The sequence below is a fragment of the Evansella tamaricis genome (assembly GCF_019042215.1).
In the GTDB taxonomy this organism is placed as follows: Bacteria; Bacillota; Bacilli; order Bacillales; family Salisediminibacteriaceae; genus Evansella; species Evansella tamaricis.
Map to the genome: position 1 here is coordinate 1 of NZ_JAHQCS010000080.1, position 11,535 is coordinate 11,535.

11 protein-coding genes are annotated in these 11,535 nt (G+C 41.6%); 8 read left to right on the forward strand and 3 right to left on the reverse strand.

The features are described from left to right. The first annotated feature begins 802 nt into the window (after window positions 1-802). From KS419_RS08100 to KS419_RS08135, 8 genes are all read left to right on the forward strand, one after another. Entirely contained in the window at window positions 803-1,711 is a 909-nt protein-coding gene (locus KS419_RS08100) for an ABC transporter ATP-binding protein (RefSeq protein WP_217065713.1), read from the forward strand. Next, on the forward strand, window positions 1,712-2,452 hold the full coding sequence (locus tag KS419_RS08105) for an ABC transporter permease (protein WP_217065715.1): 741 nt from the start codon (window positions 1,712-1,714) through the stop codon (window positions 2,450-2,452). A gap of 6 nt (window positions 2,453-2,458) precedes the next feature. Further along, window positions 2,459-3,595: a sensor histidine kinase gene (locus KS419_RS08110; protein WP_217065717.1), complete on the forward strand. Its 1,137-nt coding sequence runs from the start codon at window positions 2,459-2,461 to the stop codon at window positions 3,593-3,595. After that, window positions 3,592-4,194 carry a response regulator transcription factor gene (locus tag KS419_RS08115; RefSeq protein ID WP_217065718.1) on the forward strand — a complete coding sequence of 201 codons (603 nt, stop codon included), beginning with the start codon at window positions 3,592-3,594 and terminating at the stop codon, window positions 4,192-4,194. Before KS419_RS08110 ends, KS419_RS08115 begins: the two co-directional genes overlap by 4 nt. 206 nt (window positions 4,195-4,400) lie before the next feature. Then, window positions 4,401-5,318: a GNAT family N-acetyltransferase gene (locus KS419_RS08120; RefSeq protein WP_217065719.1), complete on the forward strand. Its 918-nt coding sequence runs from the start codon at window positions 4,401-4,403 to the stop codon at window positions 5,316-5,318. 137 nt (window positions 5,319-5,455) lie between these two features. Continuing rightward, the gene (locus tag KS419_RS08125; protein WP_217065721.1) at window positions 5,456-6,238 is read left to right on the forward strand and encodes a YihY/virulence factor BrkB family protein; all 783 of its coding nucleotides are present in this window, start codon (window positions 5,456-5,458) and stop codon (window positions 6,236-6,238) included. A 145-nt stretch (window positions 6,239-6,383) separates the two neighbouring features. After that, window positions 6,384-6,500: a sporulation protein YjcZ gene (gene yjcZ / locus KS419_RS08130; RefSeq protein WP_217065722.1), complete on the forward strand. Its 117-nt coding sequence runs from the start codon at window positions 6,384-6,386 to the stop codon at window positions 6,498-6,500. Window positions 6,501-6,675: 175 nt separating this feature from the next. Next, complete coding sequence (locus KS419_RS08135) at window positions 6,676-7,179, forward strand: ferritin (RefSeq protein WP_217065723.1); 504 nt, start codon at window positions 6,676-6,678, stop codon at window positions 7,177-7,179. Window positions 7,180-7,858: 679 nt separating this feature from the next. Here KS419_RS08135 and KS419_RS08140 read toward each other — a convergent pair. The 3 genes from KS419_RS08140 to KS419_RS08150 all read right to left on the reverse strand — a co-directional run bounded on the left by KS419_RS08140 (window position 7,859) and on the right by KS419_RS08150 (window position 11,029). Next, window positions 7,859-8,941 carry a DNA alkylation repair protein gene (locus KS419_RS08140; RefSeq protein WP_217065724.1) on the reverse strand — a complete coding sequence of 361 codons (1,083 nt, stop codon included), beginning with the start codon at window positions 8,939-8,941 and terminating at the stop codon, window positions 7,859-7,861. A gap of 33 nt (window positions 8,942-8,974) precedes the next feature. Beyond that, window positions 8,975-9,469, reverse strand: a complete 495-nt coding sequence (locus KS419_RS08145; protein ID WP_217065725.1) for a DinB family protein — start codon at window positions 9,467-9,469, stop codon at window positions 8,975-8,977. 312 nt (window positions 9,470-9,781) lie between these two features. Next, window positions 9,782-11,029 carry an MFS transporter gene (locus KS419_RS08150; protein ID WP_217065726.1) on the reverse strand — a complete coding sequence of 416 codons (1,248 nt, stop codon included), beginning with the start codon at window positions 11,027-11,029 and terminating at the stop codon, window positions 9,782-9,784. Window positions 11,030-11,535: the final 506 nt, after the last annotated feature.

The window sequence follows — 11,535 nt, forward strand, 5'->3', positions numbered from 1 at the left end:
CGGGCACTAGTTCGAGCAACTTCTTACCGAATACCAGCCCGACACTCCCGTTCGGGTACAAGTTCGGACAACTTCCTACCGAATACCGACACGACGCATCCGTTCGGGCTCAAGTTCAGGTAACTTCCTACCGAATACCAGCCTGACGCTCCCGTTCGGGCTCAAGTTCAGGTAACTTCCTACCGAATACCAGCCTGACGCTCCCGTTCGGGCTCAAGTTCCGGCAACTTCTTACCGAAACTCCGGCTGGCGCTCCCGTTCGGGCACTAGTTCGAGCAACTTCCTACCGAATACCGACACGACGCATCCGTTCGGGCTCAAGTTGAGGTAACTTCCTACCGAATGCTGGCCCGACGCATCCGTTCGGGCTCAAGTTGAGGCAACTTCCTACCGAATACCGGCTCGACATTTCCGTTCGGGCTCTAGTTCGAGTAACTTCTTACCGAACTCCATCCATCCACTCTCGTTCGGGCTCAAGTTCGGACAACTTCTTACCGAACTCCATCCATCCACTCTCGTTCGGGCTCAAGTTCGGACAACTTCTTACCGAACTCCATCCATCCACTCCCGTTCGGGCTCAAGTGCGAGGTAACTTCCTACCGAATACCAGCACGACGCTCCCGTTCGGGCACTAGTTCGCACCAACTTCTTACCGAATATCCACTTCACTTCTAACCCCTCTATACAGGAAACACGAATCTAGTTTTCATGACAAAAGTCATGTGATTTTCATGACTATATCCACTAATCCAGATTCTCCCATCATCTTAAACTAATCTTAGAAAACACGGAGGTGAAAGCAATGGAAGATATTATGGTTGAACTGCAAGATGTAATAAAAACTTTTAAAGGAAAGACGGCTGTAGACAACGTGAGTTTCTCCATTCGTAAAGGGGAAGTTGTGGCAATACTTGGACCAAACGGAGCAGGAAAGTCCACAACCATTATGATGTTGCTTGGTTTGTTAGAACCCACGAAAGGAAATGTTAGTGTGTTTCAGCAACAGCCGAATAATAACAAAGTACTGGAACGTATCGGTGCAATGCTGCAGGAAGTCAGTGTAATTGATGCCTTAAAAGTAAAGGAGATTCTCCATTTATTTCGAAGTTACTATCCCCGCCCAATGTCCTTTGAGGAACTTGTGAGCTTCACTGGGTTCGAGGAAGGAGATTTAAAGAAACGGGCAGAAAAGTTGTCCATTGGACAAAAACGAAGATTGGCTTTTGCCCTTGCCTTAGCAGGTGACCCTGATCTCTTATTTTTTGACGAACCGACCGTTGGGATGGATGTCTCTTCTAGGAACCTGTTTTGGAAAACAATCGATGAGCTTAGGGCCCGCGGGAAAACGATTATCTTCACCACCCACTATTTACAGGAAGCGGACGACGTGGCAGAACGGATTATTCTTTTTCACAAAGGGGCAGTCGTGGAAGACGGTACTCCGGCAGAGATAAAAGGAAGATTAACCAAAAAATTCGTCTCGTTCCAAGGGAATGGAATTAACAGAGAAGCAGTTTTTGCATTGAAGAAACTGCCAATGGTCTCCCATATTATTGCTAAAGGAGACAGGTTTATCTTAGAAACGGATGATACGGATGCAGTGCTACGAATTATTTTTGAAAAGAAACTGCCAGTCAGTGGGATAGAATTGGAGCAAGGACGATTAGAAGATGCCTTTGAGCAATTAACCGAAAAGAAGGAGGTTATTTAAATGAGAGCGATTTGGACGCAATGTAAAGCAGAAATATTGAGAATTATGAGGAACCCTTATTATGTGTTTTGGTCATTAATGATGCCAATTTTCTTTTATGTCCTTTTTACACGAATTTTTAACACGGGGATCGATGGGGCGGAAGAATGGCAAGCACATTATTTAATGTCCATGGCTACATTCAGTGTGATGGGCACGGCCATTATGACACTTGGAATCCGTCTTGTGGAAGAACGTTCCCAAGGTTGGTCCATGTTTATGAAGATTACTCCCCTATCGGACGGTGCCTACTTTTTTTCAAAAATGATCGGACAGTCAGTCATTCATTCGTTTTCCATTCTCGTCATTTTTATGGCAGGAGCCATCATAAATGGAGTGTCACTGTCCATACAAGTCTGGCTCATGAGCTTTCTGTGGATTCTGGTCATGTCTTTCCCGTTTCTGGCCCTTGGGACACTAATCGGCACGATGAAAAAGGTGGATACTGCTGCTGGGGTAAGTAATGTTATCTATATGGTGCTGGCCATCTCTGGCGGGATGTGGATGCCAATGGATACAATGCCCCCATTCATTCAAAATATTGGTGTGTGGCTTCCTTCTTATAACTTTGGGAATGGGGCGTGGCAGATTATTCGTGGAGCAAATCCGGAATGGACTAATCTACTAGTTTTAATAGGATATCTTTTCCTTTTCATGGTATTATCAAAATATATTAGGAGAAAACAGGAAGCGGCGGTGTAAGAAACAATGGTAGAAACAACAGGGAAGTTTGAGATTTTTCCAAAGAGGTATGGTTTTTTTCCTTATGTGTTTCTCATTTATTTAGCCATGCCTATCTTTTTTATGGCTCAAGAAACTGGAGTGCGGTTCATCATTGGAGTCGTGATGATTCTTCTCTTCTTGCTTACTTACAGGCAACTCTACTTTTCATTTGAGAGGCGTTCCTTTGTTTATTGGCTCATTCTCCAAATCGGCATAATCCTATTTCTAGCAACCTTTTATAATATCAATCTTGTTTTCCTTGGATTTTTTCCTGCAAATTTTATTGGTTGGTTTAAAAATAAAAAATCTTTTTATACAGCATTAAGTTTTTTTACCATTGCGATCATCATTCCTGTGTTTGTTCACCTTGACTTTCTGCTTGATAATGGATTACATTTCGTCATCATCTTCATCTTGATCATGCTCCTCTCTCCTTTTGGAATTCGGTCCATGAACAGCAGGATGGAGCTAGAACAACAATTAGATGCAGCAAATCAGCGAATTGAAGAATTAGTAAAACGGGAAGAGAGAATGCGGATTGCCCGAGATCTTCATGATACTCTTGGACACACCCTTTCTCTTCTGACCTTAAAGGCGCAGCTAGTGTCAAAACTAACAACAAAAGATGCAGAAAGGGCAAAATTGGAGGCAGAAGAGATGGAACGAACATCTCGCTCTGCCCTTTCGCAAGTAAGGGAGCTAGTATCTGATATGCGGTCTGTCACCATTGCAGAAGTACTTGTGGAAGCAGAAGAAATTCTCCAAGCTGCCGGAATCACCTTAGAAATTAACGGGGAAACAAACATGGCGAACATCCCTAGTGTTTCACAAAACATACTCAGTCTTTGCTTACGGGAATCCATCACAAACGTGGTCCGTCATAGTAAGGCGACGCACTGTGTCATACATCTGGAACAGAATGAAGGGGATGTGACCATTACCGTCCAAGATGACGGGATTGGAATGACGAAACGTGCCACATCTGGCAATGGTTTAAAAGGAATGAAGGAACGGCTAGATTTAATTGACGGAAAAATGAAGGTGCTCGGAGAAAAGGGGACAAAACTTGTGTTATCCATCCCGATCATTGTTCAAGAACGAAAGGAAGGTGCGTTGTCATGATCCGTATTTTTATAGCGGAAGATCAGCGGTTGTTGCGCGGTGCACTTGGATCACTCCTAGAACTGGAAGACGATATTGAAGTAGTCGGACAGGCTGAAAATGGGAAAGAAGCGTTAGCTAATATTCTCACGTTACAACCTGATGTCTGTCTAATGGATATTGAGATGCCATTTATGAGCGGGCTAGAGGTAGCAGAAGAGTTAAATCGTCACCATTCTCCCTGTAAAATTATCATTCTCACCACTTTCGCCCGTCCGGGGTATTTTGAACAGGCGTTAAAGACAAATGTTCACGGATATTTACTAAAGGATGGTTCCAGTGATGACTTAGCTGAGGCCATTAGGAATGTCATGAAAGGTAAACGGGAATTCGCCCACGAGTTGATTTTTGGCAGTATGAAAGGGGAAAATCCGTTAACAAAACGGGAACAGGAAGTGCTGAAGTTGGCTGCAACAGGAAAAACTTCCAAAGAAATTTCCACAGAGCTTTTTTTATCCGCTGGGACAGTGAGAAATTACATGTCTGAAATTATTAATAAGCTAGAAGTGAAGAACCGGATCGAAGCCATTTCAGTTGCTGAAAAAAAAGGGTGGATTTGAACGGGGCCACTGAGACTGTAAAAGTGGAAAAGCACGAAGCAACTGAATAAGTTTAAAACCACTTTTTCAATTGCCTCGATTTGATCTAACCACCTTCTTTGTCAAATGTCATCACGTATATTGTCCCTTCATCAATGCATCCTTCTTCCAACTGTGTTTATAATGGTATGGAAATAATTATTTGCCGTTTTATTGGGAGGGGTTCGGTGCACAAAGAAATCAGGATGTTACATAAAGAAGACTATCAGCATTTCGCTGAAATGGATACGGGAATTTCGGATGATTATGTGGGGCGAATTTTTGATCGGCTTACGACCGGAAACCATCGGCTATATGGACTATTTTTAGATGATCAGCTAGTCAGTATGGGTGGGTATTCTATTTTCGCTGGAAGGTATGCTATGTTAGGACGGTTGCGGAGTGACCGGAGATTCAGGGGAAAGGATTTAGCCACGGAATTGTTATCCCACATCCTCAATGGGGCATTTAAGGTGAATGGGATAGAGTGGGTTGGCGGGAACACCCAGGAAGATAACACACCTGCAAGACGAGTTCTAGAAAAAATTGGGTTAACTCCTATCTTGACGGTACATGGAGTTCTCTCACAAGATATCTCCATTCTTAAATCGGATGCACGTCCATGGAAACAAATAAATTCGGTGGAACGAAAGTGGTTTTGGCTTCAGGAGAGATATGTGAAAACGGGGAAAGTGTTTCCTTATGAATGCTATTATTCCTTTCCTTCCTCACATGCTCTATTTCAGGAAGAGGAGATTGAGAAGTGGACATTTTTTGAAAATGAAGAGCAGACTCGTTTTATCATAACAAAAAGGGACCAAAAAGGGCATCAATATTTGCACGTTGTATATCCTTGGAATGATTTTTCGACACAAAAGGGGTTCTGGGAAACGGTAGCAAAGGGCTATGACCAAATGCAAAAGGAAATAGAGTTGGAAGACAAAGATTCAGATACGGAAAAGTCAAAAGGTTTTCCAGGGGCAAAAGAATCATTTATCTGGTTGGACTTAACGAAAGACGAGGTACAAAGACTTCCACAAGAACATCCATTTGAAGTGCCACCGGCTTGGGTATTATATGGTGTTAGAAAAGAGGAGCGAAAGTAAGAACAGTCATTAATTCCATCCGAAAACTACAACAATTGTTCCATACACTCATGTTTATTTTCTACAATGCATAGGAATAGTAACAGTAGGCTTGTACATAAGATAACTTAAGATGAATGGAATTGGAGGAGGAACGAATGGTATTACTTGTTTCTTTAATTAATCGTTTTCGGGAGCATCGGTTAGTGGAATTAGCGGCACAATGCTCTTACTATTTATTACTCTCTATTTTTCCATTTCTCATCTTTATCCTTACCTTACTCTCTTTCCTGCCATATACATTTGATTTCGACTTGGAGTTGGTTCAAGAAATTGTACCTGGTGATATATTGAGTGTCATTGAAAATCAGTGGGCACATATATCTGCCCGGCAAAACACGAGTCTTTTATCCATTAGTATTATCTTCACCCTTTGGACAGCATCGTTGGCACTCAATACCATCCTCCGTCTGCTCAATCGGGCTTATGATGTGACAGAAGACCGAAAAATGGTGAAAGGCAGGCTCCTTTCTATCCTTTTGACCATCGGAATGTTTGCCGTTGTTCTTGTTGCTTTAGTGTTCCAAGTAATTGGTGCTGCTTTAGAAAACCTCATTCCGATGGATTTGAATATTTTTGAATTCGATCTATTACGATGGGTGTTTAGTTCCATGCTCCTGTTCCTTGTGTTTTCTCTGTTATATTTAACTGGTCCAAATCTCCGGTTAAAAATCAGTGAAATTTACATAGGAGCTATTTTTGCGACGATTGGTTGGCAACTCACATCCTATTTCTTTTCCTTCTATTTGAATAATTTCGCTAACTACACTGCCACTTATGGAACGATTGGTGCTGTTATTGCTCTTATGGTCTGGTTTCATCTTTCGTCCATCATTATCCTGTTTGGGGGAGAAATAAATGCTGCGTTGAAGGAAGGTTAAAAACCTAGTCTGTTCGTTTGAGCCCAAAATCACCGGAAGAAGCAAAGAGTCCAATCAGATTCCCCTTTCGGTAATAGGATAAATAGTGGAGAAGGCGGAAAGATTTCTCACCTTCACTAACCACTACTAAAAGGAGGCATTTGAAATGACTCACGGAACTTTCGGTGGTTTCTCGTTTATCTTAGTCATTTTCATTCTGTTAGTAATTATTGGTGCTGTTGTGGTAAATCCACAAGGACACGGATACGGCTACGGTTACTAATAAAGGTAAGAATGTATTGGGGACGCTCACGGGCGTCCCTTTTCTGGTTTATTTCATACACTTCATGTTCCAAAGTTACAGAGTGGAGAACTACATGGTAACCCCAACAAATGGTATACTATACTTATATTAGTATTATTTGAATTCACGTTGGAAAAGGTCAGGTGATCATGAGATGTTGAGTAAAGAGCTTGTGAAAGGGTTAAATGATCAAATGAATTATGAGTTTTTTTCAGCTCATGCCTATTTAGCTACAGCGGCGTACTGTTCCCACGAAAGTTTAGATGGCTTTGCAAACTTCTTTCTTGCACAGGCAGAGGAAGAGCGATTTCATGCCATGAAGTTTTACAATTTTATCAATGATATGGGAGAAAAGGCAGAAGTGGCCGGTATGCCTAGTCCAAACAATGATTTTTCATCTGTTTTGGAGGCATTTGAAAAGTCACTTGATCATGAAAAAGAGGTTACAAAACGGATCTATAAGTTAGCAGATATGGCCTTAGATCAAAGGGAACATGCGACGATGACATTCTTGAAATGGTTTATTGAGGAACAAGTGGAAGAGGAAGCATCCTTTGATAACATAATTCAGAAATTGCGTCGGATTGAAAAAGACAGTAATGCCTTTTTCATGCTGGAAAATGAGCTTGGGAAACGGACATTTACACCTGGGGAATAGTAAGAGAAAAAGACCAATCCCATCGGAAAAAATGGTATGATGAAGGACGACACGGTTATCAATACCGTGTCGTCCTTTTTTAGCTTTCATATGGATTTCCGTTTCAGATACTCCCTTTCCAGGGGCGAGTGACTTGCTTTGAAAAATTAACATTACTATTTAACAGTCTTTATTTAAAGATAAGCGTATAAGTTTTTGCACCTTCGGGCATTGTCTAGCTCCATCGCCTACTCGCATGGGAACTGTAAAAGTGGTGCTTTTCCACTTTTACAGTCCCTAAACAATGAGCGTAGCCGTCGCAATCTTTAAAAAGCATGATAGGAGGGGTTTTCTCCTATCATGCGAGCGACGAGCGCAGCCATTGCCAAACAAATAAAAGGAATTGAAAAAGTGGTTTTAAACTTTTTCAGTTCCTTCTTACTCGCTGCGGGGCACTTCGGAAGTGACAACTGAAGTCAAAGAGCGGACTTCAGTTTGTCATTCCTGCACTGCCCTACGCTCGTGACCATAGGCGCTTGCGCTTTTCATATTGTCTAGCTCCAGCACCTACTCGCTGCGGGGCACTTCGGAAGTGACAACTGAAGTCAAAGAGCGGACTTCAGGTTGTCATTCCTCCACTGCCCTACGCTCGTGTTCATAGGCGCTTGCGCTTTTCTTATTTATAACAAGATAGTTTGCTTCATGATATCTTTAAATAAAATTCTGTCCTTGCCAACTCTTCTCCATTGACGAGGATGCTTAATCCATGGATTCCATCGTAGTGTTTACGTGTAGTCAGATTTTTGAAATCCTGGTGTCTGTTAATGGTATATGCGCCAGCTGGATACGATTTAGATGATAACTGGAATATTTTCCGTGAAAGTTTTCCATTTGCTTTTCTGTAGTCCACGGCGTATTCCACCCTTAATTTCTTCGATTCTTGCGACTCATTTTTCAATACGAAGGAAAATAATAATCTTTCCCCTAAGGTGATTTGGTCAGTGGACAGAGTCAGGTCGTTGACAGAAACATTTGTCGGGGCAGTATAACCAAACAATTCTAAAGTTTCCACGTCTCCAGCTTTTAGCAATGTCCTGCAAGCATGCTTCACGATCCAATCCGTATGGGGATGCACCCCCATCCAATCACGGGTGATTTGTTTCACCTTTTCTGGATGATCCTTTGAAATATCATTCAAGTTATTGGATACACTTTTCCGGACATATTCAGAGGGATCCTGTTTGAGTTGTTCCAGTATTGGAAAAATGCTGGTCGGATCTTGTTTTAACGGGCGTAAAACCATCCCCCATGGAAGTCTAGGCCGACAACCTTCTGATGCCAATCGCCGCACATGGTGGTTTTCATGCTCTGACCACTGTTTCATTTGTCCCATCATTTTCTCTTGATCCTTTATGATAAATGGACGGACCGCAAACTCAGCACTGGAGTATTTAGTGAATTCCTCTAACGCCATGACAGATGTATCCCAATGTTCCAACCCGAAAACCTCCACATAATCTGGGAAAAATAAATAGGGGAAGCCACTACAGTTCGGTGCAATCTCCACCAATATTTCAATAGCTCCCTCATACGGAGGCAAATGGTCTCCAAGGACGGTGGTAATATGCCTCATCCTTTGCTTTAATTCCATTTCTCCCCATTGTTTGTTGAAGATTTGACCAAGGAATTTTTCTTTATCAAATTCATGATAGGCTGATTTGACAGTCGCAGAAAATTCTTCAAAAAATGCCCGGTTGTACATATTTTTCAATGCTTCCGCCATTCGCTTAACCTTCTTTCAGTTATTACCTTTTATTCAATACAAATCAAACATAGAAACTTCATAACCAGTTTGCTTTAAATACGTAAAGAGTTGAGACCGATGATGCATGGTGTGTGTTACGATTTCCACGAGCCATTTCGCTTGTTCGGTGCCATGATCCAGATAAAAGGGTTTTGTCTTCTTATGTATAAACTCGTCCTCGGACAACCCATTCATATACTCTTTCAGATCATTTAATCCTTCCGTCATCCAACGGATCAATGAATCTGCATCCGTGGCTTTTGCAATCTCCGTTTCCAACTTCTTTACTTCCTCTTCTTTTCCTTCCTGTAAAATCAGTAGATCCACTGAAGGGATCGCCACCAAATGTTGAGCAATTTCTAAGAGAGATCTCATGTTTTCCCTTGGTCTATAACTCCAATCATCTGGAGCAACTTTCTTAATTAGATTTTCAGTGGTTCTCACAATCAACTCCAATTCTTCCCATAAAAATTGTTTCATTTCCTGCACACCTGGTGTACTTTCCATTTTTAACACTCCTAATTGTTTTCGTATATACTCTTGTTTTGTCTTTGATCATTATATGTTTAAGTGGTTTTCATAGCATTCTCTGTGCATGTCTAGTTGGTCAGACTGGTCCAACAACAATTAGTTACAATCTCTCAGATTGGTCAGACTGGTTTGCTACATGCTACAGTTGCTACTTTTTTGGTGCCCGTTCTGTGTCTTAGTCAGACTGGCTATTTTCAATTGGCTTCCTCTGAACTGGGTTCCAAAGACGGTCCCCCTCACGCTTTATATAATTCTAGAAAATCACTCGCACTAGGGGGCATCATCCTTTTACGATTTCAGTACCTTTCTAACCAAAGTGGATACGATAATCAGCATGCCATAGAGGCATAAAAGGATAGACATCCATTTAAACGCAACGTAAATATCCCACTGTTCCGCGGTGAATCCAAACAACAGACTGATCATTATGGTCACAGCATTTTTCGCAAAGGCGTCTAAAGAACTGATGGTTACACGATACGTATCACCGATTTGACGATGGATGTATCCAGACGTTAAGGGGGTGACCATCTCCATCACGAAGATTGATATTACCAAAAAGATAATATGCCATGGTTCTGTCGCCAGACTATAAAAATAAATAGCCAATATCGATATGAGGAGAATTCCTCCAAATGTCCTTCCGTATCCAAAATGTATCTTAACCTTATAGGCCATAGCACCTGCCAAGCCACCAAAAAGTGTGATGGCAAAGCTAATAAATCCAAAATGTGTAATGGGAACACCAATTTCAAGGTATATAATCGAACTCATCTCATGTAGCTGTCCATACAATACCGCTGCCGTAATACTTCCATATCCAATTACTTGTATCAGAGATGGGTTCCCTTTAATCACCTCAAGAGACATTCTCAAATGAAACATGACCTCTTTCCCCTTTGAAGGGGGTGGGCTGTCCACTTCTCTAACTTTGCTCGTCTTCTTCATTTCCAAATCTATGCTAGTCTCCTTCGGTTCAAAGAGATTGAGACTAATTACTGCTGCTAAAGAAAGTCCAACGAGGGACAGCCAATAGGTGGTTTCTAGTTCGTATTGATGTGCCACAATCCCACCAATAATTCCTGCAATACCGGAGACAATATATTTTGTAAATGTTAAATATCCTTTCAATTTCTCGTACTCTTTTTCCTGCGATGTTTTTTTCAGAGATTGGTATAGGATACTGTCCACCGTACCTGATTTCAGACTCCCTCCTACCGCTGCAAGTAGAAAAGCGATACTGAAAACAAGAAGATCATAGGCATATATACTAATCAAGAATTCAAAACAACAAAAAAAGATACCTAATGCCAATACATACTTCTTTCGCCACTTGTCTGCTAATATGCCAAAGGGCACTTCCAACACAAGGCAAGTTACGGAATAAATAATTAATATATACTGCATCTCTAGAATCGTTAATCCCCGTTCAAGTGCAAATATACGTTCAATGACGTAAGCTAGCACGAAGGAATGACAGACACAAATGAGAAACAGTTTTATTACATTGTTTTGATATTGAGATTGCCGGTTCACGATTTTTCCTCCTCCACACTGATCGTTAGTTCTATTCAAACTACTAACAATCCAATTGGAGGGGGTCTCGCTTTCCGTCTAGATTTACTCTTGTATTTGTGTTGGTATTTGTGTTCGGGTTGGTATTTGTGTTGGTGCTCGGGTTGGTATTTGTGTTGGTATTTGTGTTGGTATTTGTGTTGGTGCTCGGGTTGGTGCTGGGATCAAACTTAACTGCTGCCTTTGTTTAGTACTTCCATCTATTTCACCTCACTGATCTGTTTTATTGTTCTGTTCATTAACTGTTTACAATTCCATCTTATTCCTCTCTAGTTTGGAATTCAATAGTATCATTCGTGTAATGTTGGGGAGTGTTAGTTAGGTTATTTTTATCTAGGGGAGGAGTTGTGAATGGAATGGAAGGTGGTTCCGTTGAACCTGGGGGTTTTGATCCTGGTTCAACCGAACCTGGTTCATTTACCCCTGGTTCAGGCTCCCTCATTCTCGCTTATGCTCACGGATTGAAC